The 25,450-nt window shown below is 62.5% G+C and carries 26 protein-coding genes; 16 read left to right on the top strand and 10 right to left on the bottom strand.

Annotation, left to right across the window (positions count from 1 at the left end):
* Positions 1-61 precede the first annotated feature (61 nt).
* Genes lpdA through ACK56M_RS20895 form a run of 4 tightly spaced genes read right to left on the bottom strand, consistent with a single transcriptional unit; the run spans position 62 to position 5,023 of the window.
* On the bottom strand, positions 62-1,441 hold the full coding sequence (gene lpdA / locus ACK56M_RS20910; protein ID WP_061304395.1) for a dihydrolipoyl dehydrogenase: 1,380 nt from the start codon (positions 1,439-1,441) through the stop codon (positions 62-64).
* A gap of 2 nt (positions 1,442-1,443) precedes the next feature.
* Complete coding sequence (locus ACK56M_RS20905; RefSeq protein WP_015271254.1) at positions 1,444-2,730, bottom strand: dihydrolipoamide acetyltransferase family protein; 1,287 nt, start codon at positions 2,728-2,730, stop codon at positions 1,444-1,446.
* Positions 2,731-3,789, bottom strand: coding sequence for an alpha-ketoacid dehydrogenase subunit beta (locus tag ACK56M_RS20900; RefSeq protein WP_015271253.1), 1,059 nt, complete (start codon positions 3,787-3,789; stop codon positions 2,731-2,733).
* Position 3,790: 1 nt separating this feature from the next.
* The gene (locus ACK56M_RS20895) at positions 3,791-5,023 is read right to left on the bottom strand and encodes a 3-methyl-2-oxobutanoate dehydrogenase (2-methylpropanoyl-transferring) subunit alpha (RefSeq protein WP_013973636.1); all 1,233 of its coding nucleotides are present in this window, start codon (positions 5,021-5,023) and stop codon (positions 3,791-3,793) included.
* Between the two features lie 198 nt (positions 5,024-5,221).
* On the opposite strand from ACK56M_RS20895, the gene bkdR reads away from it, so the two are divergent.
* Complete coding sequence (gene bkdR, locus ACK56M_RS20890) at positions 5,222-5,707, top strand: Bkd operon transcriptional regulator BkdR (protein WP_012273540.1); 486 nt, start codon at positions 5,222-5,224, stop codon at positions 5,705-5,707.
* 24 nt (positions 5,708-5,731) lie between these two features.
* On the opposite strand, the gene ACK56M_RS20885 is transcribed toward bkdR, so the two are convergent.
* The gene (locus ACK56M_RS20885) at positions 5,732-6,316 is read right to left on the bottom strand and encodes a hypothetical protein (RefSeq protein ID WP_102059496.1); all 585 of its coding nucleotides are present in this window, start codon (positions 6,314-6,316) and stop codon (positions 5,732-5,734) included.
* A 250-nt stretch (positions 6,317-6,566) separates the two neighbouring features.
* Here ACK56M_RS20885 and ACK56M_RS20880 point away from each other — a divergent pair, with 250 nt between their 5' ends.
* Positions 6,567-7,907 carry an MFS transporter gene (locus tag ACK56M_RS20880; RefSeq protein ID WP_015271251.1) on the top strand — a complete coding sequence of 447 codons (1,341 nt, stop codon included), beginning with the start codon at positions 6,567-6,569 and terminating at the stop codon, positions 7,905-7,907.
* 56 nt (positions 7,908-7,963) lie between these two features.
* Here ACK56M_RS20880 and ACK56M_RS20875 read toward each other — a convergent pair whose 3' ends face one another.
* From ACK56M_RS20875 to flgA, 5 genes are all read right to left on the bottom strand, one after another.
* On the bottom strand, positions 7,964-8,542 hold the full coding sequence (locus ACK56M_RS20875; RefSeq protein ID WP_015271250.1) for a hypothetical protein: 579 nt from the start codon (positions 8,540-8,542) through the stop codon (positions 7,964-7,966).
* 119 nt (positions 8,543-8,661) lie between these two features.
* Positions 8,662-9,405, bottom strand: a complete 744-nt coding sequence (locus ACK56M_RS20870) for a flagellar brake protein (RefSeq protein ID WP_015271249.1) — start codon at positions 9,403-9,405, stop codon at positions 8,662-8,664.
* A 79-nt stretch (positions 9,406-9,484) separates the two neighbouring features.
* Positions 9,485-9,952, bottom strand: a complete 468-nt coding sequence (locus ACK56M_RS20865; RefSeq protein ID WP_015271248.1) for a flagella synthesis protein FlgN — start codon at positions 9,950-9,952, stop codon at positions 9,485-9,487.
* Between the two features lie 49 nt (positions 9,953-10,001).
* Positions 10,002-10,316 carry a flagellar biosynthesis anti-sigma factor FlgM gene (gene flgM, locus ACK56M_RS20860; RefSeq protein WP_137137644.1) on the bottom strand — a complete coding sequence of 105 codons (315 nt, stop codon included), beginning with the start codon at positions 10,314-10,316 and terminating at the stop codon, positions 10,002-10,004.
* 164 nt (positions 10,317-10,480) lie between these two features.
* On the bottom strand, positions 10,481-11,233 hold the full coding sequence (flgA, locus tag ACK56M_RS20855; protein WP_137137643.1) for a flagellar basal body P-ring formation chaperone FlgA: 753 nt from the start codon (positions 11,231-11,233) through the stop codon (positions 10,481-10,483).
* Between the two features lie 77 nt (positions 11,234-11,310).
* On the opposite strand from flgA, the gene ACK56M_RS20850 reads away from it, so the two are divergent.
* From ACK56M_RS20850 to ACK56M_RS20785, 14 genes are all read left to right on the top strand, one after another.
* The gene (locus tag ACK56M_RS20850) at positions 11,311-12,240 is read left to right on the top strand and encodes a chemotaxis protein CheV (protein WP_039612677.1); all 930 of its coding nucleotides are present in this window, start codon (positions 11,311-11,313) and stop codon (positions 12,238-12,240) included.
* A 51-nt stretch (positions 12,241-12,291) separates the two neighbouring features.
* On the top strand, positions 12,292-13,119 hold the full coding sequence (cheR, locus tag ACK56M_RS20845; RefSeq protein ID WP_015271244.1) for a protein-glutamate O-methyltransferase CheR: 828 nt from the start codon (positions 12,292-12,294) through the stop codon (positions 13,117-13,119).
* Between the two features lie 521 nt (positions 13,120-13,640).
* Positions 13,641-14,051 carry a flagellar basal body rod protein FlgB gene (gene flgB, locus ACK56M_RS20840; RefSeq protein ID WP_015271243.1) on the top strand — a complete coding sequence of 137 codons (411 nt, stop codon included), beginning with the start codon at positions 13,641-13,643 and terminating at the stop codon, positions 14,049-14,051.
* A gap of 2 nt (positions 14,052-14,053) precedes the next feature.
* Positions 14,054-14,497 carry a flagellar basal body rod protein FlgC gene (flgC, locus tag ACK56M_RS20835; protein WP_003257260.1) on the top strand — a complete coding sequence of 148 codons (444 nt, stop codon included), beginning with the start codon at positions 14,054-14,056 and terminating at the stop codon, positions 14,495-14,497.
* A gap of 15 nt (positions 14,498-14,512) precedes the next feature.
* Positions 14,513-15,217, top strand: a complete 705-nt coding sequence (gene flgD / locus ACK56M_RS20830) for a flagellar hook assembly protein FlgD (RefSeq protein ID WP_003257261.1) — start codon at positions 14,513-14,515, stop codon at positions 15,215-15,217.
* A gap of 31 nt (positions 15,218-15,248) precedes the next feature.
* Positions 15,249-16,604 carry a flagellar hook protein FlgE gene (gene flgE, locus ACK56M_RS20825; RefSeq protein WP_015271242.1) on the top strand — a complete coding sequence of 452 codons (1,356 nt, stop codon included), beginning with the start codon at positions 15,249-15,251 and terminating at the stop codon, positions 16,602-16,604.
* Between the two features lie 72 nt (positions 16,605-16,676).
* Positions 16,677-16,862: a hypothetical protein gene (locus tag ACK56M_RS20820; protein ID WP_015271241.1), complete on the top strand. Its 186-nt coding sequence runs from the start codon at positions 16,677-16,679 to the stop codon at positions 16,860-16,862.
* Positions 16,863-17,135: 273 nt separating this feature from the next.
* On the top strand, positions 17,136-17,876 hold the full coding sequence (locus ACK56M_RS20815) for a flagellar basal body rod protein FlgF (protein ID WP_015271240.1): 741 nt from the start codon (positions 17,136-17,138) through the stop codon (positions 17,874-17,876).
* Between the two features lie 47 nt (positions 17,877-17,923).
* Positions 17,924-18,709, top strand: coding sequence for a flagellar basal-body rod protein FlgG (flgG, locus tag ACK56M_RS20810; protein WP_015271239.1), 786 nt, complete (start codon positions 17,924-17,926; stop codon positions 18,707-18,709).
* A gap of 50 nt (positions 18,710-18,759) precedes the next feature.
* The gene (gene flgH / locus ACK56M_RS20805; RefSeq protein ID WP_015271238.1) at positions 18,760-19,455 is read left to right on the top strand and encodes a flagellar basal body L-ring protein FlgH; all 696 of its coding nucleotides are present in this window, start codon (positions 18,760-18,762) and stop codon (positions 19,453-19,455) included.
* A 12-nt stretch (positions 19,456-19,467) separates the two neighbouring features.
* On the top strand, positions 19,468-20,577 hold the full coding sequence (locus ACK56M_RS20800; RefSeq protein ID WP_015271237.1) for a flagellar basal body P-ring protein FlgI: 1,110 nt from the start codon (positions 19,468-19,470) through the stop codon (positions 20,575-20,577).
* Positions 20,578-20,588: 11 nt separating this feature from the next.
* Complete coding sequence (gene flgJ, locus ACK56M_RS20795) at positions 20,589-21,743, top strand: flagellar assembly peptidoglycan hydrolase FlgJ (RefSeq protein ID WP_054573091.1); 1,155 nt, start codon at positions 20,589-20,591, stop codon at positions 21,741-21,743.
* A gap of 12 nt (positions 21,744-21,755) precedes the next feature.
* Positions 21,756-23,789 carry a flagellar hook-associated protein FlgK gene (gene flgK, locus ACK56M_RS20790; protein ID WP_054573092.1) on the top strand — a complete coding sequence of 678 codons (2,034 nt, stop codon included), beginning with the start codon at positions 21,756-21,758 and terminating at the stop codon, positions 23,787-23,789.
* A 13-nt stretch (positions 23,790-23,802) separates the two neighbouring features.
* Positions 23,803-25,386, top strand: a complete 1,584-nt coding sequence (locus ACK56M_RS20785; RefSeq protein ID WP_173895923.1) for a flagellar hook-associated protein 3 — start codon at positions 23,803-23,805, stop codon at positions 25,384-25,386.
* Positions 25,387-25,450 lie beyond the last annotated feature (64 nt).

The raw sequence follows: 25,450 nt of genomic DNA, 5'->3' as shown, positions 1-25,450 counted from the left end.
TGAAAAAAGACCCGCAACGCCAGGGGCGCTGCGGGCCAAATCGGCCTCGGCCGCTTCAGTGTCAGATATGCAGGGCGTGGCCCAGCGCGCGCAGCGCCGCTTCCTGTACCGCCTCACCCAGTGTCGGGTGGGCATGAATGGTGCCGGCCACATCTTCCAGGCACGCGCCCATTTCCAGCGACTGGGCAAACGCCGTCGACAACTCGGAAACCGCCACGCCAACCGCCTGCCAACCCAGGATCAGGTGGTTGTCACGGCGCGCCACCACCCGCACGAAACCGCTTTTCGATTCCAGGCTCATGGCCCGGCCATTGGCGGCGAACGGGAACTGCGCGACGATGCAGTCCAGCCCTTGCTGGCTGGCTTGCTCCGGGGTCTTGCCGACCACCACCACTTCCGGGTCGGTGAAACACACCGCGGCGATCGCGCTGGGTTCGAAACGGCGCGCCTTGCCGGCGATGATCTCGGCGACCATCTCGCCCTGGGCCATGGCCCGGTGCGCCAGCATCGGTTCGCCGGCCACGTCGCCGATGGCCCAGACGTTGCGCATGCTGGTCTGGCAGCGCTCGTCGATGGCGACGGCGGCGCCGTTCATCTTCAGGTCCAGGCACTCCAGGTTGAAACCTTGCGTGCGTGGCCGGCGGCCCACGGCCACCAGCACCTGGTCGGCTTCCAGGCGCAGTTGGCCGCCCTGGCCATCACGGGCCAGCAGGCAGCCGCCTTCGTAACCTTCGACGCTATGCCCCAGGTGCAGGGTGATGCCCAGCTTCTTCAGCGATTCGGCCACCGGGGCGGTCAGCTCGCTGTCGTAGGTTGGCAGGATGCGCTCGCGCGCCTCCACCACGCTGACCCGGGCGCCCAGCTTGCGGTAGGCGATGCCGAGCTCGAGGCCGATGTAGCCGCCGCCCACCACTACCAGGTGCTGCGGCAGGGTTTTCGGCGCCAGGGCTTCGGTCGAGGAAATGATCGGCCCGCCCAGCGGCAGCATTGGCAGTTCGATGCTGCTGGAGCCAGTGGCCAGCAACAGGTGCTCGCACTGGATACGCTGGCCATCGACCTCGACCTGCTTGCCGTCGAGCACCTTCGCCCAGCCATGGATCACCTTGACTCCGTGCTTTTTCAGCAGGGCTGCGACGCCGGTGGTCAGGCGGTCGACGATGCCGTCCTTCCAGGCCACGCTCTGGCCGATGTCCAGGCGCGGCGAGGCGACACTGATGCCCAGCTCCGACGGGCCGGCAAAGCGCGAGGTCTGGTGGAACTGCTCGGCCACGTGGATCAGCGCCTTGGACGGGATGCAGCCGATGTTCAGGCAGGTACCGCCCAGTGCCTGGCCTTCCACCAGCACGGTGGGGATGCCCAGTTGCCCGGCGCGGATGGCAGCCACGTAGCCGCCAGGGCCACCGCCGATGATCAACAGGGTAGTCTGGATAGTCTGTTGCATGCTCACTCCACGAACAGGCAGGCGGGTTGTTCGAGCAGGCCGCGCACGGCCTGGATGAACAGCGCGGCGTCCATGCCATCGACCACGCGGTGGTCGAACGAGCTGGACAGGTTCATCATCTTGCGCACGACGATCTGGCCGTCGATCACCACAGGCCGCTCGACCATGCGGTTGACGCCGACGATCGCCACTTCCGGGGTGTTGACCACCGGCGTGCTGACGATGCCTCCCAGTGCGCCCAGGCTGGTCAGGGTGATGGTCGAACCGGACAGCTCATCGCGGCTTGCCTTGTTGTTGCGAGCAGCGTTGGCCAGGCGCGAGATCTCGCCGGCATTGCTCCACAGGCTGCCAGCTTCGGCATGGCGCAGTACCGGTACCATCAGGCCGTTGTCACCCTGGGTGGCGATGCCCACATGCACCGCGCCATGGCGGGTGATGACCTGGGCTTCGTCGTCATAGGTGGCGTTGATCTGCGGGAAGTCGCGCAGTGCCACGACCAGGGCGCGCACCAGGAACGGCAGCAGGGTCAGCTTGCCGCGGCTGTCGCCGTGCTTGCTGTTGAGCTGCTGGCGCAAGGCTTCCAGGGCGGTGACGTCGATTTCTTCCACATAGCTGAAGTGCGCGACGCGGCGCTTGGCGTCCTGCATGCGCTGGGCGATCTTGCGGCGCAGGCCTATCACCGGTACCTGCTCGCTGTCGGTGCGCTTGGCATAGCCGCTCGGCGCTTGCCCGCCAGCGCTGTGCGGCTTGCTCATGAAGGCGTCGAGGTCTTCGTGCAGGATGCGCCCGGCCGGGCCGCTGCCATGCACGTAACGCAGTTCGATACCGGCATCCAGGGCACGCTTGCGCACCGCCGGCGAGGCCAGCGGCTTGTCGCCTGGCTGGCGCGGCACGATCGGGGCTGCTTCGTGGTTGACAGGCGCCTGGCAAGCGGCCGGTCTTGCTTCCTTCTGCGGCTCTGGCTTGGCGGCTACCGGGGCCGCGGGGGCCTCGACCTGTTCGGGCTTTTGCACATCCTTGGTGGGCACATCCACATGGTTGCCGCTGCCTTCCACTTCGATGCGGATCAGCTCGCTGCCGACCGCCATCACTTCACCGGGCTGCCCACCCAGGGCAAGCACCTTGCCGCTGACCGGCGAAGGGATTTCCACGGTGGCCTTGTCGGTCATGACGTCGGCCACCACCTGGTCTTCGGCGATCATGTCGCCGACCTTGACGAACCACTCGACCAACTCGACCTGCGCGATGCCTTCGCCAATGTCAGGCATCTTGATGACGTGCGTGCCCATTCAGACCTCCATGACCTTTTTCAATGCCGCACCTACCCGCGAAGGCCCTGGGAAGTAAGCCCATTCCTGTGCGTGGGGGTAGGGGGTGTCCCAACCGGTGACGCGCTCGATCGGCGCCTCCAGGTGGTGGAAGCAGTGTTCCTGTACCAGCGACACCAGTTCGGCGCCGAAGCCGCAGGTGCGGGTAGCTTCGTGTACCACCACGCAGCGGCCGGTCTTTTTCACCGACTCGACGATGGTCTCCAGGTCCAGCGGCCACAGGCTGCGCAGGTCGATCACCTCGGCGTCGACGCCGGTTTCTTCGGCGGCCACCTGGGCCACGTACACCGTGGTGCCGTAGGTCAGCACGGTCACGTCATTGCCGGGGCGGGTAATGGCTGCCTTGTCCAGCGGCACGCTGTAGTAGCCATCGGGTACGGCGCTTTGCGGGTGCTTCGACCAGGGGGTGACAGGGCGGTCGTGGTGGCCGTCGAACGGGCCGTTGTACAGGCGCTTGGGTTCCAGGAAGATCACCGGGTCATCGCATTCGATCGAGGCGATCAGCAGGCCCTTGGCGTCATACGGGTTGGACGGCATGACAGTGCGCAGGCCGCACACCTGGGTGAACATCGCTTCCGGGCTCTGGCTGTGGGTCTGGCCACCATAGATCCCGCCACCGCAGGGCATGCGCAGGGTCAACGGGGCGATGAACTCGCCGGCCGAGCGGTAACGCAGGCGCGCCATCTCGGAAACGATCTGGTCGGAGGCCGGGTAGAAGTAGTCGGCGAACTGGATTTCCACCACCGGGCGCAGGCCATAGGCACCCATGCCCACGGCGGTGCCGACGATGCCGCTCTCGGAGATCGGCGCGTCGAACACACGGGACTTGCCGTACTTGTTCTGCAGGCCTTCGGTGCAGCGGAACACGCCGCCGAAGTAACCGACGTCCTGGCCGTAGATCACCACATTGTCGTCGCGCTCGAGCATGACATCCATGGCCGAGCGCAGGGCCTGGATCATGGTCATGGTAGTGGTGGCCATGGCGGTTTCCGGGTTGATGCTGTTGTTGTGGTCGTTCATCTCAAACCCCCAGTTCCTGGCGTTGACGGCGCAGGTGGTCGGGCATTTCCTTGTACACGTCCTCGAACATCGAGGCTGCACTCGGGATGTGACCGTTGGCCAGCGTGCCGTACTGCTCGGCTTCCTTCTGCGCGGCGATCACCGCGGCTTCCAGTTCGGCAGTGGTGGCCTGGTGTTCTTCCTCGGACCAGTGGCCGATCTTGATCAGGTGCTGCTTCAGGCGGGCGATCGGGTCGCCAAGCGGGAAGTGGCTCCAGTCATCGGCCGGGCGGTACTTGGACGGGTCGTCCGAGGTCGAGTGCGGGCCTGCACGGTAGGTGACCCACTCGATCAGGCTCGGGCCCAGGCCACGGCGGGCGCGTTCGGCGGCCCAGCGCGAGGCAGCGTACACGGCGACGAAGTCGTTGCCATCGACCCGCAGCGAGGCAATGCCGCAACCCACGCCACGGCCGGCGAAGGTGGTCGACTCGCCACCGGCGATGGCCTGGAAGGTGGAGATCGCCCACTGGTTGTTGACCACGTTGAGGATCACCGGGGCGCGGTACACGTGGGCAAAGGTGAGGGCGGTGTGGAAGTCCGACTCGGCGGTTGCGCCGTCGCCGATCCACGCCGAGGCGATCTTGGTATCGCCCTTGATCGCCGAGGCCATGGCCCAGCCGACCGCCTGCACGAACTGGGTCGCCAGGTTACCGCTGATGGTGAAGAAACCGGCCTCGCGCACCGAATACATGATCGGCAACTGGCGGCCCTTGAGCGGGTCGCGCTCGTTGGACAGCAACTGGCAGATCATCTCGACCAGCGACACGTCGCGGGCCATCAGGATGCTTTGCTGGCGGTAGGTGGGGAAGCACATGTCGGTGCGGTTCAGCGCCAGGGCCTGGCCGCTGCCGATGGCTTCTTCACCCAGGCTCTGCATGTAGAAGGACATCTTCTTCTGGCGCTGGGCGACCACCATGCGGCTGTCGAAAATCCGCGTCTTGAGCATGGCGCGCATGCCCTGGCGGAGAACCTGCGGGTCGATGTCTTCGGCCCACGGGCCTTGTGCATCGCCTTGCTCGTCGAGCACGCGGATAAGGCTGTAGGACAGGTCGGCGGTGTCGGCAGCGTCGACATCGACTGGGGGTTTACGGGCTTGACCTGCATCGTTCAGGCGCAGGTAGGAGAAATCGGTCTGGCAGCCTGGCCGGCCGGTAGGCTCGGGCACATGCAAACGCAGGGGGGCGTACTCGTTCATGCTTTTTACGCTCGCTCGGGTATTTGTTTTTGTGAGCTCTGAAGCGGCCGCCGCTGAGTACCGGCTTGTGACTGGTAGGTCAGCGTCCCCTACATCTTAGTGGTCCGGCAGGAGAATTTTTCTCTCAAGTTGGTTGCCTTTGCCGAGCAGGGCAGATAAACATTCCGCATAAACACAAAAAACCGGTGATTTTGTCTCATGCGCAAACTCGATCGTACCGATATCGGCATTCTCAACAGCCTGCAGGAAAATGCCCGCATCACCAACGCCGAACTGGCCCGCTCGGTGAACCTGTCTCCCACGCCCTGCTTCAACCGGGTTCGGGCCATGGAGGAGTTGGGGGTGATCCGCCAGCAGGTGACCTTGCTGTCACCCGAGGCGTTGGGGCTGGATGTGAACGTGTTCATCCATGTGAGCCTGGAAAAACAGGTCGAGCAGTCGTTGCATCGATTCGAGGAAGAGATTGCCGAACGGCCCGAGGTGATGGAGTGCTACCTGATGACCGGCGATCCGGACTACCTGTTGCGGGTACTGCTGCCCAGCATCCAGGCGCTGGAACGGTTCCTGGATTACCTGACGCGGTTGCCAGGGGTGGCCAACATCCGTTCCAGTTTTGCCTTGAAGCAGGTGCGCTACAAGACGGCCTTGCCGCTGCCGGCCAATGGCATGACCTTGCGGGAGTAGCCGTCCGAGTACTGCACTTGCTGGTCAGGTCAGCTGAATATCGCGCAGGAAGAATTCGAGCACGTCACCGGTACGCTCGCCGGCGTTGAGGTAGTACTGGCGGCCCAGGTCAAGTACCGGGACATTGTCCGAGAGCGACTCCGCAACACGGTAGCCGTTCATGTCCCGCAGGTAGAAGGGAACCAAGCCGGCGCTTTCCACTGTGCCGTCCCATGGCTGGAGCGTTTCGATTTTCCAGTAGGGCCGGGTACGTAGCAGGTTGTACGGATGTGGGGCGTTGAGCACATCCCGGACCCGCCCGGCCACATGCGTACCATACAGGCCTAGCCAGCCATTGGAACTGCTTTCAAGCCTGGCGCCAATATAGGCCCAGTGTTCTGCGCAGGTAATGTAGTAGTGCGTGCGGTCTTCACGGTGCTCGATGAATTCGAAATGGAATGCAAGTCGTTGGAATTCATCCGCACTGCGTGGCACGCTCCTGCGCGCGGCAGTCGTGCACAGCCAGCCGTCTTCATCCAGGCCAAGCACTGGGTGTACGTTGTTGTCTGCAACAACGATCTGGCCACGGTGGACGTTATGAAGTGTAGCGGTGAAATTGGCCCTTATCATGTAAGTCTCCGATGATTGTTGAGGCGGTAGCCCAGGCTAAGGCACTGCCTGTCGACTTGGGACATGGATGCGTTTCAGCCAACGGAAGAGGGTGCCTGTCAGCCTGCTGTACAGGCCTGATCGCGACATGACCTGCACCGGACGCGCCCCGGCAACAGCATTTTAATCGCCACCGCACTCATTCCCTGGCATTTGCCCTTATGCTTGTCTGCAACCCATCGCCACCTGACCCGGGAGCCGCAAGGGACTTATGCGAAATATCTGGAAGCCGTTTCAGTCGTTGTATTTCGCCGCGCTGATGATGTTGATCGGCTCGGGCCTGCTCAGTACCTACCTGGCCCTGCGCCTGGCAGCCGATCATGTCGACAGCCTGTGGGTGGGTGCCTTGATGGCGGCCAACTACTTTGGCCTGGCGGTCGGCGGCAAGGTCGGCCACCGGTTGATTGGTCGGGTAGGGCACATTCGCGCCTACGCCACTTGCGCTGGCATCGTCGGTGCGGCGGTGCTCGGCCATGGTTTGACCAGCTGGTTGCCGGCCTGGGTCGGGCTGCGGATGATCGTCGGCCTGGGGATGATGTGCCAGTACATGGTCATCGAAAGCTGGCTGAACGAGCAGGCCGATGTGAAGCACCGCGGCGCGGTGTTCAGCGGCTACATGATCGCCTCTTACCTGGGCCTGGTGCTCGGCCAGCTGATCCTGGTGGTGCACCCACAGCTTGGCCTGGAGCTGCTGATGCTGGTGGCCATGTGTTTCACCCTGTGCCTGGTGCCGGTGGCCATGACCCGGCGCATTCACCCCGCACCGTTGCGCCCGGCACCGATGGAGCCGAAGTTCTTCATCAAGCGGGTGCCGCAGTCGCTCAGCACGGTGCTGGGTTCGGGGCTTATCGTCGGCTCGTTCTATGGTCTGGCGCCTTTGTATGCCTCCAGTCAGGGCATGACTACCGAGCAGGTCGGTCTGTTCATGGGTAGCTGCATTTTTGCCGGCCTGCTGGTGCAGTGGCCGCTGGGCTGGTTGTCTGATCGCTACGATCGGGCGGTGCTGATCCGCAGCGTGGCCGTGGGGCTTGCGCTGGCCTCGGCGCCACTGGCGATGCTGCCCAGCGTTCCGCTGGAGTTGCTGTTCGGCATAGGCTTCGTGATTTCGTTGCTGCAGTTCTGCCTGTACCCGCTGGCGGTGGCGTTTTCCAACGACCATGTGGAAAGCGAGCGGCGGGTGTCGCTGACCGCGATGCTGCTGGTGACCTACGGTGTGGGCGCGTGTATCGGGCCGCTGGCGGCAGGCGTGCTGATGAAGGTGCTGGGCCCGCAGATGCTGTATGCCTTCTTCGTGTTCTTTGCCCTGGTGCTGGTGTGGCGCATTCGGCCGAAGGCGGTCACCGGGCTGCACCAGGTGCAGGATGCGCCTTTGGGCCACGTTGCGATGCCGGCTGCCGGTTCGCCACTGTCGGCGGCGCTGGACCCACGGGTGGATGAGCAGACGGTACAGGAGGTGATGCAGGCACCGGTGGCGGCGGAGGATACCGAAGACGAGCCCCGCCAGAATGAGGAGCAGGGCAAGCCCCAGGCCGAGATCAACTCTGCGGTCTGACGGCCTGTTGGCCTGCCCCTCGAAGGGTGCCGGTCATGTCCGGTGCCCCTGGCGAGTCAGGCTGGCTTTATGTTCTTCAGGTTGAAGACCAGTATCTCGCCCTCTTTGGTACTGGCATTGAGGAACCAGTAATGGCGCTTGACCTTGTCCCGGGTATAGGTGGACCTGGCCAGCGCCACCCGGTAACCGTTCAGGTCACGCAGGTAGAAGGGCACTTCTTCGGCTGTTTCCAGGCGGCCGTCCCAGGGGCTGAGCGTTTCGATCTTCCATTGCCCTTTGCCCTCTATGGCCTCATAGAAAGCCTCTGCGAGATTGGCGTTGCCGATGATCCGGCCAACGATATGCGTCGCATAAAAGCCTACCCAGCCATTGCGGTTGCGCTCCAGGCTCGAACCAAAATATTCCCAGGTCTCGGCGCCGTTGATCGCATAGTGCGTTCGCTCGCCCTGGTGCTTCAGGAAACGGAACGCGAAAGTGATGGGCTTGAAGCTCGGGCTGTCCCCGCGCTGGTGCTCTGTGCATAGCCAGCCATCCTGATCGAGGGAGAATAGGGGGTGAACGTACAGCGGGGTGTCGACCACTCCCACCTGGCCATGCTGGCAGTGGAGTTCGGCGGTGAAATTGGCTTGGATCATTGTGGGCTCCTCGGCGGTCGCTTGGGTACAAGTACACTAAGCAGCCGCGGAGCCATAGGTAACCTGGAAGCGCACCACGCCCAGGTGCTGTGCGCTACACCCGCACAGTGGGCCTGCACTCAATAATCGTCTTTGTCGAAGCGCCGTGCCTCACGCTGCAGCTGGTAGACAAAGCTCTCGACCTTGCGCTGCGCCTGCCCGGTAAGGTTATGGAAGCGCACGCCGGCAAAGGTGGTGTTGATCCGCTCTTCATAGTGCAGGTGGCGCAGCTCGACCATGGTATCGACCAGGCCCAGCGGGTTGGCCGCCTTGAACCGCTCGTACACCTGGCCCAGTTGCAGGCGATCCTCGACATTGCCCTCGAACCGCAGTTTGCAGCCGGTGGCTGAGATGTCCAGCAGCTTGCCACGCAGGGCGCCGTTGCCCTTGAGGTGGGTGCCATCGAGGATGATATCGACCAGCTGCGACAGCTTCAGCGCGGCGCGGAAGGCATTGCGGCGCTGGTGGTAGGTCATTTCCAGGGGCATGGCGCCGCGGTAGCAGCGGTGACCGTCGACTTCGCTGATCTTCAACTCGTGGTTGCAGTCCCAGGCGATGCGCACACCATCGTGGAAGCCTTCGACGCGGAAGTGTTCGCCGTTCTCGATGAACTTCTCACCGTCGCGCGGGATCATTTCGTCCAGCGCCAGGGTATTGCTTTCACGGTCCACGTGCACCACGTAGCTCTGGAAGCGCTGGCTGCGGTCGTGGAAGGTGATGATCAGGGGGTCGTGGCTTTCCTGCAGCTGCCGCAAGTTGGCCGCAATCTCCAAAGGGGTGTTCAGCACCTTTGGCGGCTGCGGGGCATCGGATTCATTGAACACGGCTTATCGTTCTCCAGGCAAAAGCGACACACGCAATTAACGGCATTTTGCCAGTATGTTCCGTGCCTTGATAGAAAAATCACACTTGGCTGAGCGCCCGTGGCTTGGCCAGCGGCGAGGTGCTGCCGCGGCTGTCGTAGAGCGACGGAGAATCGCCGCCCATGAGGATCCGGATCTGGTTGTTGGTGACGTGCTGCTGCACCTGGATGATCCGGCCATTGGTCTCGTTGAGCTGCTGGCAGGCTTGCATCAGCTGGCTGATCACATCGAGTTGCTGCAGCAGCAGTTCACCGTTCGGCGATTGTGCCGCCACGGCCTCCACTCCGGCGCGATCAGGGCTCAGGCCAAGGCTGGCAAGCAGGTTGTTGCGCCGCAGGCCTTGCTGCTCCAGCAGCACAATCAAAGACTGCTTGCGGGCCAGGATATTCTCCAGTGGCGCCATGTCGCGGCCATGCAGGGCGACCGCTTCCTTTTGCAGAAGGTCCAGCAGTTCCTGCATAGGGGCAATGTCATCTTCGATCAGTTGCAGCAAGGTGGTGTCGTGCATGGCTAACTCTTGGCTTTTCTAGCGTCCGTGAAGTCAGCGCGCCGAACGGTCAGCGCTGGGCTTCGAAATCGAGCAGTTTGCTGGCGACCCGGCCGGCATCGACCTGGTAGCTGCCGTCGGCGATCGCCTGTTTCAACTGGGCCACACGGGCACTGTTGACCACCGGCTCGTCGCGCAGCTTGTCGCTGATCTTCTGCAACTGCTGGGCCTCTTGGCTGAGGTGTACCGCTTCTCCGCTGGCGCTGGTGGCGGTTGCCGCTTCCTGGCTGGCTGCCGGTTTTTCGGCGCTGCCGGACGCGTTGTTGCCGCGCACGCCGCCCGTGACGGACGGAGAGTTATTCAAACGACTGAAGTCGATGACCATGATCAGAAACCTCTGGGTATTTGGACGCTTGCCTTGTTTTCGGCCAACCCGAAAGAAACTTTAGGCACAAATGCATAGCCGCCTGTCAGCAAGCTCGCGAACCCGTTTTCTGACACAGTTTAGGAAAAGCGGTTCCTCACCGCCAGCGCAAATCAGTGGGCTGGCTACATACTTACCTCGACCTGCCCAGGGCCGGTCACCCTGGCCTTGATCACCCGTTTGGAATTGAGGTTGCGCACCCGGATCTGTTCGCTCAGGCCACCCTTGCTCAGGGCTTCTCCGGGCATGCGCACACTCAGGCTGCCACTGCGGGCGATGATCACCACGTGGTCACCCTTGCGCACCACCTCGGCCTGTTCCAAGTGTTGCGGGGTGAGTACCTGGTCGATCACCGTGGGGCGCAGCATCTTCATGCCCACCGCCTGTTCCAGTTCGGTCAGGAAGCCTTGGCCCAGGGTGCCGACATCCCGCTCGCGCAGGGCCACATCGCCTTCGTCCACCACGTTGTCGCGCTTGAGCGGCCGGGTCACCACCACCACGTCGCGGAACAGCCGCACGGTGGCCGGCACGAACACGGTCCAGGGCGCTGAGCCTTCGCAGCGTACCTTCACCGTGACGCGGCCCAACGGCTGAGCCGGGCTTTCCAGCGAGGCGTCCAGCTGCTGGCTGCACAGCGGCATACGCAGGCGCGGGTCCAGCGGATTGACCTGGATCTCGTAACGGCCGGCGGTCTGGGTGGTGGCCAGATAATCTTCGACGCTGAATTCAAGAAACCCTTGAGTGACACCGATAAGCTGTTCAGGCAAGGTAAACGCGTCCGCTACCGTGCGAACGCCGGGCACCAGAAGGCACAGCATGGCCAGCGAGCCAGTCAGCAGGCGCGTCAATCGTCGGAAAAATGTCGTTTTCGTGTACATGGCGCTCAAAAAAGCAAAGCCCGTGCCGACTCGCTACCTGAGTTGCAACGAAAGGCTGAAACATAAAGGAGTCTGGCATGGCAGGTGTTATGGATTCGGTCAACCAGCGCACGCAGCTGGTGGGGCAGAATCGCCTGGAATTGCTGCTGTTCCGCCTCAATGGCGAGCAGCTTTACGGCATCAACGTATTCAAGGTCAGGGAAGTGCTGCAATGCCCTGCGCTGACCCTGCTGCCCAAGGCGCACCCGGTGGTGCGTGGTGTTGCCAATATTCGCGGGGCGACCATCCCGATCCTCGACCTGTCGATGGCCACCGGGTTGCGGCCGCTGCAGGAAGACACGCGCAACAGTTTCGTGATCATCACCGAGTACAACACCAAGACCCAAGGCTTCCTGGTGCATTCGGTGGAGCGGATCGTCAACATGAACTGGGAAGAGATCCATCCGCCACCCAAGGGCACCGGCCGCGACCACTACCTGACCGCGGTCACCCGGGTGGACAACCGCATGGTCGAGATCATCGATGTGGAGAAGGTGCTGGCCGAAGTGGCGCCGTCCTCCGAGTCGGTGTCGGCCGGTGTGATTGATGCCGAGGTGCAGGACAAGGCCGTGCTGCTTCGGGTGCTCACCGTCGACGATTCGTCGGTGGCGCGCAAGCAGGTCAGCCGCTGCCTGCAGACCGTGGGGGTCGAGGTGGTGGCGCTCAATGACGGTCGTCAGGCCCTGAACTACCTGCGCCAGCTGGTGGATGAGGGCAAGAAGCCGGAAGAAGAGTTCCTGATGATGATCTCGGACATTGAAATGCCGGAAATGGACGGCTATACGCTAACGGCGGAGATCCGCAGCGATCCGCGCATGCAAAAATTGCACATCTGCCTGCATACTTCGCTTTCCGGGGTGTTCAACCAGGCGATGGTCAAGAAGGTCGGTGCCGATGACTTCCTGGCCAAGTTCAAGCCGGACGACCTGGCCCAGCGGGTGGTCGACCGGATCAAGGCAACGCATTGAAGCAGCCGGGGGCAGGCCCCCGGCACCAGTGATTTAAAAGAGGCGGCAGTAGTGTCTACGGGTAATTTGGATTTCGAACAGTTCCGGGTCTTCCTGGAGAAAGCCTGTGGCATCCTGCTGGGCGAGAATAAGCAGTACCTGGTCTCCAGCCGTCTCAACAAGCTGATGGAGCAACAGGGCATCAAGAGCCTGGGCGAGCTGGTGCAGCGCATCCAGGCCCAGCCGCGCGGCGGCTTGCGCGAGCAGGTGGTCGATGCCATGACCACCAACGAGACCCTGTGGTTTCGCGATACCTATCCGTTCGAGGTGCTGAAGAACAAGGTCATCCCCGAGTTCATCCGCAACAACCCCGGCCAGCGCCTGCGCATGTGGTCGGCGGCCTGTTCGTCGGGGCAGGAACCGTATTCCATCTCGATGGCCATCGACGAGTTCGAGCGTAGCAACCTCGGCCAGTTGAAGATGGGCGCGCAGATCGTTGCCACCGACCTGTCCGGCACCATGCTGACCAACTGCAAGACCGGCGAGTACGACAGCCTGGCGATTGCCCGAGGCTTGTCCCAGGAGCGCCTGCAGCGCTACTTCGACACCAAGGGGCCGGGGCGCTGGGCGGTCAAGCCGGCGATTCGCAGCCGCGTCGAGTTCCGCTCGTTCAACCTGCTCGACAGCTATGCCAGCCTGGGCAAGTTCGATGTGGTGTTCTGCCGTAACGTGCTGATCTATTTCTCGGCGCAGGTGAAGAAGGACATCCTGTTGCGTATCCACAGTACCTTGAAACCGGGTGGGTATCTGTTCCTCGGGGCTTCCGAGGCGCTGAACGGGTTGCCGGACCATTATCAGATGGTGCAGTGCAGTCCGGGGATCATCTACCAGGCGAAGTAGGGGCGGGGTCAAGGTTTGTTGCGTCTGTGAGATCGAGCGCCGCCCGCGCGGCGCTTCGCGGGACAAGCCCGCTCCCACATTTGTTGCAGCGTGCCAAACCTGTCAGGCCATGGTTGTCAGCCTTGTTGCCTTGACGCGGTTTCCGGGCTGGCGCTACAGCCGTCTCGCCAGTCTCAAACACTTCACCAAGGCGGGCAACGCCGATCTCACAGGCATGGCCACGTTGCAACAAATGTGGGAGCGGGCTTGTCCCGCGAAGCGCCGCGCGGGCGGCGCTCGATCTCATAGGCGCAACACCTCTATCGCAAAACACTGACGTCAATTTTTTGTTTTGCCGCTTTTGCCGCCCGGCAATTGCCGCTTTCGCGCCCGAAGGCGGAAGGCCTTTGCCGCTTTTCTGGCATCACTCTGACAGCACCTTGCCCTGCAAGCCCGTATTTCCGGGCTTTCTATTGGTTGGCACAGCCCTTGCTATACCTTGCCCAACGATATTCCGGTCAACCTCCGAAGGTTTCCCCGACATGAGCATCAGCTTCGACAAGGCGCTTGGTATTCACGAAAAGGCCCTGGGCTTCCGCGCCCAGCGCGCCGAAGTGCTGGCCAACAACATCGCCAACGCCGACACGCCCAACTACAAGGCGCGCGACATGGATTTCGCATCGGTGCTCGCTGCCGAGAGCGACAAGCAGCAGAGCGGCGGCCGTTTCAGCCTCGATCGTACCAACAGCCGCCATATCGAGGCCGAGGGCCTGGCCATGGCCGACGATACCCTCAAGTACCGTACGCCAACGCAGCCGTCGATCGACCAGAACACCGTGGACGCGCAGATCGAGCAATCGAACTACACCGAAAACGCCGTCGGCTTCCAGGCCAGCTTCACCTTGCTCAACAGTAAATTCAAAGGGCTGGTTTCGGCCCTGCGGGGAGAATGATCATGTCCCTTTCCAGCGTCTTCAACATTGCCGGTAGCGGCATGAGTGCGCAGAACACGCGCCTGAACACCGTTGCTTCCAACATCGCCAACGCCGAGACCGTATCTTCGAGCATCGATCAGACCTACCGCGCCCGCCACCCGGTGTTCGCCACCACCTTCCAGGACGCACAGGCCGGCGGCAGCCAGTCGCTGTTCGAAGACCAGGGCGAAGCAGGGCAGGGCGTGCAGGTAAAAGGCATCGTCGAGGATCAGAGCAATCTGGAGGCCCGTTACGAGCCCAACCACCCGGCGGCGAACAAGGACGGCTACGTCTACTACCCGAACGTCAACGTGGTTGAAGAGATGGCTGACATGATCTCCGCCAGCCGCGCGTTCCAGACCAACGCCGAGCTGATGAATACGGCCAAGGCCATGATGCAGAAGGTCCTGACCCTCGGTCAGTGATAAGGAAACCAGAGCATGGCAATCGATACCAACGGTGTGAACCTCAACGACGTGCTCGCGGCGTCGGGTGTAGGCACCAGCACCAAGAAGACCACGGACACCGCATCCAAGACCGGCAACGACTCGCTCGGCAAGGACGCGTTCCTGCAGTTGCTGGTCACCCAGATGCAGCACCAGAACCCGCTGGACCCACAGGACAACGGTGAGTTCGTTGCCCAGTTGGCGCAGTTCAGCAGCCTGGAAGGCATTACCTCGCTGAACGAATCGGTCAACTCCATCACCAGCGCCATGGCCTCGTCCCAGGCCCTGCAGGCGTCGTCGCTGGTCGGGCGTTCGGTGGTAGTGCAGAACGACAAGGCCGTGGTCGACACCGCAGAAAGCTTCAATGCGCAGTTCGTCGTGCCGCAAGCCATCGGCGAAGCGAAGATCACCATCAAGGACAAGGACGGCAATACCGTCAAGACCATCGAGCTGGGCGAGCAGAAAGCCGGTTACGCCGATTTCATCTGGGACGGTACCAACAGCAGTGGTGAGAAAGTCGATCCTGGTACTTACACCTTCACTGCCACCACCACGGTGGATGGCAAGTCGGTGCAGATGAACACGCTGTTGCCAGCCAAGGTGACCAGCGTCAGTTTCAGTGCCGCCGGCGAAATGGTGCTCAACCTCGCCGGTGTTGGCAAAGTGTCCCTCTCCGACGTGCAAACCATCGGTATCTAAGGCCCGCTAGAGCGGCAAAAGGAGCGAATTCATGTCTTTCAATATCGGCCTTAGCGGTCTGTACGCAGCAAACAAGCAACTGGATGTCACCGGCAACAACATCGCCAACGTCAACACCAATGGCTTCAAGTCGTCGCGTGCCGAGTTCGCCGATGTCTATGCAGGTTCCAACCGCCTGGGTGTTGGCAAGAACCAGGTGGGTAACGGCGTGCGCCTGGCAGCGGTTTCCCAGCAGTTCACCCAGGGTGACGTCAACACCACCGGCAACGTGCTGGATATGGGGATCCAGGGGCAGGGCTTCTTCGTGCTGTCCGATAACGGCTCGCGCGTGTACACCCGTGCGGGTGCTTTCCAGGCCAGCAAGGACAACTTCGTGGTTACCTCGGACGGCCTGCGCCTGCAGGGCTATGCCGCCGACTCGACTGGCAAGATCCAGAAGGGCGTGCTGACCGATTTGCAGATCGATACGTCGGCGCTGCAGCCAAAGGCAACATCGCTGATCGACCAGGGCATCAACCTGAATTCTTCGGCCGCCGACATCCCGTTGGAAGTGGACGATGGCACTGGCGTGATGGTGCCGAACCTGCCGTTCGATCCTTCCGATCAGACGACTTACACCAAGTCTTTCCCGACCAAGGTGTACGACAGCCAGGGTAACGAGCACACCATGGAGCAGTTCTATCGCAAGACTGGCACCAATGAGTGGACCATGTACACCCTGGTCGATGGGCGCAACCCGTTTTCCCCATCCTCCACCGTGCCGCTGACTGGCACCATCAGCTTCAATAGCGATGGCTCGGTCAAGAGCATGACTGCGGACAATACCGGGCACCCGGCGGGCTCGTCGTTCACCGTGACCAACAATACCTTCACCATGACTGGCTGGGTGCCGGCGGTGGAGGATTCTGCGGGTAACTGGATCTCCAATGGCGCGGTAGGCAATGCCGATGGCATGCGCCTGGCGATGAACAGCACCACTTCCTACAACACCGAGACCGCGCGCATGTCGCAGTCTCAGGACGGCTACGCGACCGGTATCCTGTCGAGCCTGAGCATCGACTCGACGGGTGTGCTGTTCGCCAGCTTCAGCAACCAGCAATCCCGCGCCATTGGCCAGGTGGCCCTGGCCAGCTTCGCCAACGAGCAGGGCCTGCAGCAGATTGGTGGTACCCGCTGGACCGAAACCTACACCTCCGGCATCCCAGGCATCGATGCACCGAAGACAGGTACCCTGGGCAGCGTCGAGTCCAACGCGCTGGAAGGCTCGAACGTGAACCTGACTCAGGAATTGGTCGAGCTGATCAAGGCGCAGAGCAACTACCAGGCGAACGCCAAGACTATCTCCACTGAAAGCACCATCATGCAGACCGTCATCCAGATGGCCTGATGGTTGCTGGCTGAGTGTATGTGGGCGAACCCCTTTGTCATGAAGGGGTTCGTCGTCTTTGCCGGAGGGGTCATGAAAAGGCTGGTTGTCACATTGGTTGCTGCTTTCTGCCTGTACCAGGCCCAGGCCGGTACCGCGCCCTGGTGGCGCTGGGAAAGCCAGGTGGACGGGCGCCTGGTCTGCTCGCAATGGCCGCCGGGGGATGGCTGGAAGAAGTTCGCCGGCCCCTACAGCAACGGCGCTTGCCGCGAGCCTTGAATAAACCTGTACTGGCCTTTTCGCGGGTAAACCCGCTCCACAGGTGTCGCGCTGTGCCTGTGGGAGCGGGTTCACCCGCGAAGAGGCCGGTACAGGTTTGCCGTCATCGGCAACCAAGCGCCGGATAACCGGCGTCCAACACGTCGACTGCCCCCTCGAAAGCCCGTATCCACGGGCTTTTTCATGATTTCGCAAAGTTGGTTCGGAACTTGCTTTCTAGCTCGCATAGCAACGGCGAGCGGCAAACGACCGCCAGTGCAATGGAGGATGACTGTGGACAAGATGCTTTACGTGGCCATGACCGGCGCGAGCCAGAATGCGCTGGCCCAGAAGGCGCACGCCAACAACCTGGCGAACATTTCCACCAACGGTTTCCAGCGAGACCTGGAGCAGGCCCGCTCGATGCCGGTGTTCGGCGACAGCTTTCCGTCGCGCGCCTTTGCCATGACCGAGCGCCCGGCCACCGACTTCAGCGAAGGTCCGATGGTGGAAACCGGCCGCGATCTGGATGTGACGGTGACCGGCAAGGGCTTCATCGCCGTGCAGGCGCCCGATGGTAGTGAAGCCTACGTACGCACCGGCAGCCTGAACATCGATGCCCTTGGTGTGCTGCGTGCCGGCAACGGCATGCCGGTAATCGGCAACGGCGGCCCGATTGCGATTCCGCCAGAGCAGAAGGTCGAAGTCGGCGCCGATGGCACCATCAGCATCCGCTCCATGGGGGAAGACCCGCGCGTGATGGCCGAAGTCGACCGCATCAAGCTGGTCAACCCCGATACCAAAGGCCTGACCAAGGGCCTGGATGGCCTGATCCATACCCGCGACGGCCAGCCGGCAGACGCCGACGTCAACGTGCGGGTGGTGTCGGGCTTCCTGGAAGGCAGCAATGTCAACGCCGTGGAAGAAATGACCTCGGTGCTGGCGCTGTCCCGTCAATTCGAACTGCACGTGAAGATGATGAACGCGGCCAAGGAAGGCGACGAAGCCATGGCGCGTGTTTTGCAAATCGGCTAATCACTTTTGAACGAGTGCCGTAAAACAGGCGCACGAGGAGAACTTACATGCTTCCGGCTCTTTGGGTCGCTAAAACCGGCCTGTCCGCCCAGGACACCAACCTGACGGTCATCTCCAACAACCTGGCCAACGTCTCGACCACCGGCTTCAAGCGTGATCGCGCCGAGTTCCAGGACTTGCTGTACCAGATCAAACGCCAGCCGGGCGCGCAGTCCACCCAGGACAGCGAGCTGCCTTCCGGCCTGCAGGTCGGTACTGGTGTGCGCATCGTCGGCACCCAGAAGAACTTCCAGACCGGCAGCCTGCAAACCACGGAAAACCCGCTGGACATGGCGGTCAACGGCCGTGGTTTCTTCCAGGTATTGCAGCCGGACGGCACCGTTTCGTATACCCGTGACGGTACCTTCCACCTGAACTCCGACGGCCAGATCGTCACCGCCAACGGTTTCGCCCTGGAACCTGCCATCGTCGTGCCGAACGACGCGCAGACCTTCACCGTCGGCCAGGACGGCACCGTGTCGATCACCACCGCCGGCAACCCGGCTGCGCAGGTGATCGGCAACATCCAGACCGCCGACTTCATCAACCCGGCCGGCCTGCAGGCGATTGGCGACAACCTGTTCCTCGAAACCGCCGCCAGTGGCGCGCCGCAAGTCGGCACCCCGGGCCTGAACGGTTTCGGCACCACCCTGCAGCAGACCCTGGAAAACTCCAACGTCAGCACCGTGGAAGAGCTGGTGAACATGATCACTACCCAGCGTGCCTACGAGATGAACTCCAAGGTCATTTCCACGGCTGACCAGATGCTGTCGTTCGTTACTCAACAGCTCTGAAGCAGGCAGCTCTAACCCCGTCACTCCGTTGCACCCGTGAGGTAAGCGTCATGAATCGTCTGTTGTCCGTTTTCGCCCTGGGGGGGGCGGTGTTGCTGGCAGGTTGCGTCGCGCCGACGCCCAAGCCCAACGACCCGTACTACGCGCCGGTACTGCCGCGCACCCCGTTGCCGGCAGCGGCCAACAACGGTTCGATCTACCAGGCCGGCTTCGAGCAGAACCTGTACAGCGACCGCAAGGCGTTCCGGGTGGGTGACATCATCACCATCACCCTCAACGAGCGCACATCGGCCAGCAAGAACGCCGGCTCGCAGATCCAGAAAAACAGCAACGCCAACATCGGCCTGACATCGTTGTTCGGCACTACGCCGAACACCAACAACCCGTTCGGCAGTGGTGACCTGTCGCTGGAGGCCGGCTACAGCGGCGAGCGCGCCACCAAGGGCGACAGCAAGGCCACTCAGGGCAACACCCTGACCGGTTCCATCACCGTGACCGTGGCCGAAGTGCTGCCCAACGGCATCATCGCCGTGCGCGGCGAGAAATGGCTGACCCTGAACACCGGCGAAGAGCTGGTGCGCATCGCCGGCATGATCCGCGCCGACGACATCGCCACCGACAACACCGTGCCGTCCACTCGCGTGGCCGACGCGCGCATCACCTATTCCGGTACCGGCTCGTTCGCCGATGCCAGCCAGCCCGGGTGGCTGGACCGCTTCTTCATCAGCCCGCTTTGGCCTTTCTGAGTACGGATGACCATGTTCAACGTGAGGCAGCTGATTGCCGCAACCCTGCTCCTGTCCTGTGCCTTCGGCGCCCAGGCCGAGCGCCTGAAGGACATCGCCAGCATTTCTGGCGTGCGCTCCAACCAGCTGATCGGTTACGGCCTGGTGGTGGGGCTCAATGGCACGGGTGACCAGACCACCCAGACGCCGTTCACCCTGCAGACCTTCAACAACATGCTGTCGCAGTTCGGCATCAAGGTGCCGGCCGGCTCCGGCAACGTGCAGTTGAAAAACGTTGCGGCAGTGTCGGTGCATGCCGACCTGCCGGCGTTCGCCAAGCCAGGCCAGGTGGTGGACATTACCGTGTCCTCGATCGGTAACTCCAAGAGCCTGCGCGGCGGCAGCCTGCTGATGACCCCGCTCAAGGGTATCGACGGCAACGTCTATGCCGTGGCCCAGGGTAACCTGGTGGTGGGCGGCTTCGATGCCGAGGGCCGTGACGGTTCGAAGATCACCGTCAACGTTCCGTCGGCCGGTCGTATCCCTGGCGGTGCTACCGTCGAGCGTGCAGTGCCGAGCGGCTTCAACCAGGGCAACAGCCTGACCCTGAACCTCAACCGCCCCGACTTCACCACTGCCAAGCGCATCGTCGACAAGGTCAACGACCTGCTCGGCCCGGGCGTGGCCCAGGCCGTGGACGGCGGTTCGGTACGGGTCACTGCGCCGATGGACCCGAGCCAGCGCGTGGACTACCTGTCGATCCTCGAGAACCTCGAGATCGACCCGGGCCAGGCGGTCGCCAAGGTCATCATCAACTCGCGCACCGGCACCATCGTCATTGGCCAGAACGTCAAGGTGTCGCCGGCCGCGGTGACCCACGGCAGCCTGACCGTGACCATTACCGAAGACCCGATCGTCAGCCAGCCGGGGCCGTTCTCCAATGGGCAGACCGCCGTGGTGCCGCGCTCGCGGGTCAACGCCGAGCAGGAAGCCAAGCCGATGTTCAAGTTCGGCCCGGGCACCACGCTGGATGAAATCGTCCGTGCGGTGAACCAGGTGGGCGCAGCGCCCAGCGACCTGATGGCCATCCTCGAAGCCCTGAAACAGGCCGGCGCCCTGCAGGCCGACCTGATCGTGATCTGAGGACGGCGCGGATGAACAGCAAAAGCCTGGTTTCCGGCAGCGCCGACAGCGGCGCCTACACCGACCTCAACCGCCTGAGCTCGCTCAAGCATGGCGATCGCGACAGCGACGCCAACGTGCGCAAGGTGGCCCAGGAGTTCGAGTCGCTGTTCATCAGCGAAATGCTCAAGGCCTCGCGCAAGGCCAGCGACGTGCTGGCCGACGACAACCCGATGAACACCGAAACGGTGAAGCAGTACCGCGACATGTACGACCAGCAACTGGCCGTGAGCATGTCTCGCGAAGGCGGCGGTATCGGGCTGCAGGACGTACTGGTGCGCCAGCTGTCGAAGAACAAGGGCACGCCGGCCAACACCAGCCCGTTTCCGCGCATCGAGGGCAATGCCCCGACGCTGTGGGGCAACAAGGTGGCCGAGCCCGTGCATGCCGCCCAGTCGACCGCCACCCGCAACGACGTCGCCGCGCTCAATTCGCGACGCCTGGCGCTGCCGAGCAAGCTCACCGACCGCCTGATGGCCGGCATCGTGCCGTCGGCGGCCAGCACCAATACCGCAGCCGTGCAGGCCCGTGACGGCCAGCAAGTGGCCAAGGCCTTCGCCGTGCCGGACAACGGCCTGCGCATCCTCGGGCGCGCCGTGGCCCAGCCACCGCTGGCACCGAAAAAGGCCTTTGCCGACAGCGACGAGTTCGTCGCCACCATGCTGCCGATGGCCGAGCAGGCGGCCAAGCGCATCGGTATCGACCCACGCTACCTGGTGGCGCAGGCCGCCCTGGAAACCGGCTGGGGCAAATCGGTCATGCGCAACACCGATGGCAGCAGCAGCCACAACCTGTTCGGCATCAAGGCAACCGGCAACTGGGAAGGTGGCGAGGCGCGGGCGATCACCAGCGAGTTCCGCGATGGCCAGTTCGTCAAGGAGACGGCGGCGTTCCGCTCCTACGATTCCTACCAGGACAGCTTCCACGACCTGGTCAGCCTGCTGCAGAACAATTCGCGCTATCAAGATGCGGTGAAGGCCGCCGATAAACCAGAGCAGTTCGTGCAAGAGTTGCAAAAGGCCGGGTACGCCACCGACCCGAATTACGCCAGCAAGATCTCGCAGATCGCAAGACAGATGAAGTCGTACGAGCACTACGCAATGCTCGGTACCGCAACGAAACTTTAAGGGCATGGAACCATGGCGAGTCTGATCAACATTGGTATGTCGGGGCTTGGCGCCGCGCAATCGGGGATGTACACCCTCGGTAACAACATCGCCAACGCCGATGTCGAAAGCTACTCGCGCCAGCAGAACGTGCAGAAGACCAAGGGCGGGCAGCAAGTCGGCCAGGTGTTCATCGGCAGCGGTACTACCCTGGCGGATGTGCGCCGGGTCTATAACGCGTTCCTCGAGAACCAGCTGCGCAGCACCACCTCGCTGAGCAGCGATGCCACCTCGTACCTGAACCAGATCACGCCGCTGGATACCGCCCTGTCGAGCAGCGACACCGGTATCACCGCTGCACTGAAAAGCTTCTTCAGTGCGATGCAGGATGCTGCGGCCAAGCCGAGCGAGGACGCCTCGCGCCAACTGCTGCTGACCAGCGCGCAGTCCCTGGCCAAGCGCTTCAATACCCTGTCGGCGCAGCTCAACCAGCAGAACAGCGACATCAATGCCAACATGGCGTCGATCGCTGACAAGGTCAACGCCCTGACCCAGTCGATTGCCGACCTCAACGGCCAGATCTCCAAGATGACGGCCGTCAATGGCCAGCCCAACGACCTGCTCGACCAGCGCGACGGTGCGGTGCGCGAATTGTCGGCGCTGATCGGTGCCGACGTTGTAGAGCAGAAGAACGGCAACTACGACATCTACCTGAAGAACGGCCAGGCCCTGGTGCTGGGCAACACCACCCAGACCATCGGCGTGCAGCCGAGCGCCACCGACCCGACCCGCATGAGCCTGATCCTCAATCGCGGCTCGACCAAGATGGACATCACCAGCACCACTACCGGTGGTGAACTTGGCGGCCTGATCCGCTACCGCAAGGATACCCTCGACCCGGCGCTCAACGAGCTCGGTCGCGTGGCCCTGGTAGTAGCCGATGCGATCAACAGCCAGCTGGCCCAGGGCATCGACAAGAACGGTGACTTCGGTGCCACCCTGTTCGGCGATATCAACAGCGCCGCTGCCATCAGCCAGCGCAGTGTCGCCAAGACCGGCAACAGCACCGGCTCCGGCAACCTCGATGTGACCATCAAGGACACCGGCAAGCTGAGCACCAGCGATTACCAGGTGACCTTCACCAGCGCCACTGGCTACAGCGTGCGCAAGTTGCCGGAAGGCACCGACATGGGCAGTTTCGACCTCACCGACACGCCGCCTCCGGTGATCGACGGGTTCACCCTGTCGCTCAATGGTGGCGGCCTGAGTGCTGGCGACAGCTTCAAGATCACCCCGACCCGCAATGCCGCCGCAGGCATCGACACTGTCCTGACCGACCCGAAGCGCCTGGCCTTGGCTTCGCCGCTGACCGCCACCAGTGGATCGGGCAACAAAGGTACCGGCGTCATCACCCAGCCGACGCTGACCTCGGAAATGGACATCTACGATGCCGCCCAGCGTTCGCAATTGCAGACTGGCCTGAAGTATTCGACCCCGGTCAAGCTGGTGTTCGGCGATGACACCAGTTCGCCCCAGGCCTACAAGATGTACGACGCCAAGGGCACCGAAATCGGCAGTGGCACCATCGTGCCGGGGCAGGAGAACAAGTTGCAGCTGTCGGTGCCGATGGTCGATGGCAGCGGCAATTCGCTGGGTGGCAATTTCACCTTCGAGATGAGCGTTTCCGGCGCGCCGAAGAACGGCGACAGCTATACCGTGGCGCTGAGCGGCGCAGGTTCGGCGGACAACCGCAACGCCTTGTCGGTGATCGACCTGCAGACCAAGTCCACGGTCGAGGTTGGCGCCAACGGCAAGGGCATCAGCTTCACCGATGCCTACGCCAAGCTGGTCTCCAATGTTGGCGGCAAGGCCGGCCAGGCGCAGATGGACAGCGATGCCACCACTGCCCTGCATGCCTCGGCAGTGGAAAGCCGCAACGGCCTGTCGGGTGTGTCGATCGATGAAGAGACCGGCAACCTGGTCAAGTTCCAGCAGTACTACACCGCGTCGTCGCAGATCATCAAGGCGGCCCAGGAAACCTTCGCCACCCTGATCAACAGTCTTTAAGGAGCCGTAGATCGTGAGCGTACGCATCTCTACTTCGCAGTTCTACAACACCAACCAGGCCAACTACCAGAGCAACTTCGCCAAGACGGTGAAGAGCCAGCAGGAGGCAAGCGATGGCATTCGCGTGCGTTCGGCCAAGGATGACCCGGTGGGTGCGGCGCGTCTGCTGCAACTGGAACAACAGCAGAACATGCTGAAGCAGTACAGCGGCAACATCGTCAACGTACGTAACGCCCTGGGCACTGCCGAAAGCACCCTGAACTCCATCGGCACCATCCTGCAGCGGGTCAACGAGCTGGCGGTGAGCTCTGGCAACGGTACGTTCACCGATGCCGACCGCAAGGCCAACGCCGACGAACTGGCGTCGCTGGAAGACCAGCTGTTCTCGTTGATGAACAGCAAGGACGAGAACGGCAAGTACATCTTCTCCGGTTCCAAGGGCGATACCCCGCCTTACGCGCGCAATGCCGATGGCACCTACAGCTACCAGGGCGACCAGGGCAAGCTCAACCTGCAGGTGGGTGACATGCTCAGCCTGGCGGCCAATGAAACCGGCTACGACGCCTTCGAGCAGGCGCTCAACACCAGCCGTAGCCAGACCAGCCTGACCGCGCCGGCCACCGACGATGGCCGCGTCAGCCTGTCCAACGGCCAGGTCTCCGGCAACAGCCTGTACAACGATCGCTTCCGCAGTGGCGAGCCATACACCATCGAATTCCTCAGCAGCACCGAATACAAGATCACCGATGTCGACGGCAATGACGTCACGCTCGAGGCCAGCCAGGGCGGCAAGTTCGACCCCAATGGCGACAACACCAGCATCAGCTTCCGCGGTGTCGATCTGCGCCTGGACATCACCTTCAAGGATGGCGACAAGGGTAATGAAGATGCTGCTATCGCAGGGCATACGTTCAACCTGAGCTCCAAGGCCGATGAGGTTTCCGGCACCCGCAGCCCTGGCAATACCTCCTCCGAGCAGGTGACGGGCGCGACCATCACCGATCAGGCTGCCTACAAGGCCGCTTTCCCGTCAGGGGGGGGCGTGCTCAAGTTCACCAGCAGCTCGACGTTCGAGCTGTATGCAACTCCGGTTACTGCCAATAGCCGCCCTATAGCGTCTGGGGCGCTCGGCGGGGCGAGTGGCACTACCGCGACAGCGGCTGGCGTCAGTTTCGAATTGTCGGGCGCGCCAAGTGCGGGCGATTTGTTTGCGGTCAAGGTCGATACCCACCAGACCCAGAACCCGCTGGACACCATCAGCAAGCTGCGTACCGCATTGACCACGCCGATGGATAATGATCCGGTTGCTCGACAGAACTTCCTGGCTTCGCTGGATTCGGCCGTGGGTAACATTACCAGCGCTATCAATCAGGTTTCGTCGTCCGTCAGCGCCATCGGTGGCCGTGGACAGGCGCTGGACGTTCAGTCGGAGACCAACGAGGCGCTGAGTACCGAGAACATCAAGACTCAGAGCTCGATCCGTGAAAGCGACCCGGCAGAAGTGATGCTGCGCCTGCAGATGCAGACCAACATGCTGCAAGCTTCGCTGCAAGCGTATGCGAAAGTCGCCGGGCTTTCGCTGGTCAACTACATCTGATTCTTTCCCCTCCTGTTTCAACTTCGCTGTGTCAGTGTGCCCGCTCTGACGCAGCCCCTTTTCT

The organism is Pseudomonas sp. s4 (assembly GCF_046764235.1).
GTDB lineage: Bacteria > Pseudomonadota > Gammaproteobacteria > Pseudomonadales > Pseudomonadaceae > Aquipseudomonas > Aquipseudomonas asiatica.
The sequence above is the reverse complement of the archived record's forward strand: the minus strand, read 5'-3'. Positions and strand labels throughout refer to the sequence as shown.

What these genes read in the sequence shown, in the direction of transcription:
- lpdA (WP_061304395.1), bottom strand. Translation starts at nt 1,441, where the DNA reads ATGCAACAGACTATCCAGACTACCCTGTTGATCATCGGCGGTGGCCCT.
- ACK56M_RS20905 (WP_015271254.1), bottom strand. Translation starts at nt 2,730, where the DNA reads ATGGGCACGCACGTCATCAAGATGCCTGACATTGGCGAAGGCATCGCG.
- ACK56M_RS20900 (WP_015271253.1), bottom strand. Translation starts at nt 3,789, where the DNA reads ATGAACGACCACAACAACAGCATCAACCCGGAAACCGCCATGGCCACC.
- ACK56M_RS20895 (WP_013973636.1), bottom strand. Translation starts at nt 5,023, where the DNA reads ATGAACGAGTACGCCCCCCTGCGTTTGCATGTGCCCGAGCCTACCGGC.
- bkdR (WP_012273540.1), top strand. Translation starts at nt 5,222, where the DNA reads ATGCGCAAACTCGATCGTACCGATATCGGCATTCTCAACAGCCTGCAG.
- ACK56M_RS20885 (WP_102059496.1), bottom strand. Translation starts at nt 6,316, where the DNA reads ATGATAAGGGCCAATTTCACCGCTACACTTCATAACGTCCACCGTGGC.
- ACK56M_RS20880 (WP_015271251.1), top strand. Translation starts at nt 6,567, where the DNA reads ATGCGAAATATCTGGAAGCCGTTTCAGTCGTTGTATTTCGCCGCGCTG.
- ACK56M_RS20875 (WP_015271250.1), bottom strand. Translation starts at nt 8,542, where the DNA reads ATGATCCAAGCCAATTTCACCGCCGAACTCCACTGCCAGCATGGCCAG.
- ACK56M_RS20865 (WP_015271248.1), bottom strand. Translation starts at nt 9,952, where the DNA reads ATGCACGACACCACCTTGCTGCAACTGATCGAAGATGACATTGCCCCT.
- flgM (WP_137137644.1), bottom strand. Translation starts at nt 10,316, where the DNA reads ATGGTCATCGACTTCAGTCGTTTGAATAACTCTCCGTCCGTCACGGGC.
- flgA (WP_137137643.1), bottom strand. Translation starts at nt 11,233, where the DNA reads ATGTACACGAAAACGACATTTTTCCGACGATTGACGCGCCTGCTGACT.
- ACK56M_RS20850 (WP_039612677.1), top strand. Translation starts at nt 11,311, where the DNA reads ATGGCAGGTGTTATGGATTCGGTCAACCAGCGCACGCAGCTGGTGGGG.
- flgB (WP_015271243.1), top strand. Translation starts at nt 13,641, where the DNA reads ATGAGCATCAGCTTCGACAAGGCGCTTGGTATTCACGAAAAGGCCCTG.
- flgC (WP_003257260.1), top strand. Translation starts at nt 14,054, where the DNA reads ATGTCCCTTTCCAGCGTCTTCAACATTGCCGGTAGCGGCATGAGTGCG.
- flgD (WP_003257261.1), top strand. Translation starts at nt 14,513, where the DNA reads ATGGCAATCGATACCAACGGTGTGAACCTCAACGACGTGCTCGCGGCG.
- flgE (WP_015271242.1), top strand. Translation starts at nt 15,249, where the DNA reads ATGTCTTTCAATATCGGCCTTAGCGGTCTGTACGCAGCAAACAAGCAA.
- ACK56M_RS20820 (WP_015271241.1), top strand. Translation starts at nt 16,677, where the DNA reads ATGAAAAGGCTGGTTGTCACATTGGTTGCTGCTTTCTGCCTGTACCAG.
- flgG (WP_015271239.1), top strand. Translation starts at nt 17,924, where the DNA reads ATGCTTCCGGCTCTTTGGGTCGCTAAAACCGGCCTGTCCGCCCAGGAC.
- flgH (WP_015271238.1), top strand. Translation starts at nt 18,760, where the DNA reads ATGAATCGTCTGTTGTCCGTTTTCGCCCTGGGGGGGGCGGTGTTGCTG.
- ACK56M_RS20800 (WP_015271237.1), top strand. Translation starts at nt 19,468, where the DNA reads ATGTTCAACGTGAGGCAGCTGATTGCCGCAACCCTGCTCCTGTCCTGT.
- flgJ (WP_054573091.1), top strand. Translation starts at nt 20,589, where the DNA reads ATGAACAGCAAAAGCCTGGTTTCCGGCAGCGCCGACAGCGGCGCCTAC.
- flgK (WP_054573092.1), top strand. Translation starts at nt 21,756, where the DNA reads ATGGCGAGTCTGATCAACATTGGTATGTCGGGGCTTGGCGCCGCGCAA.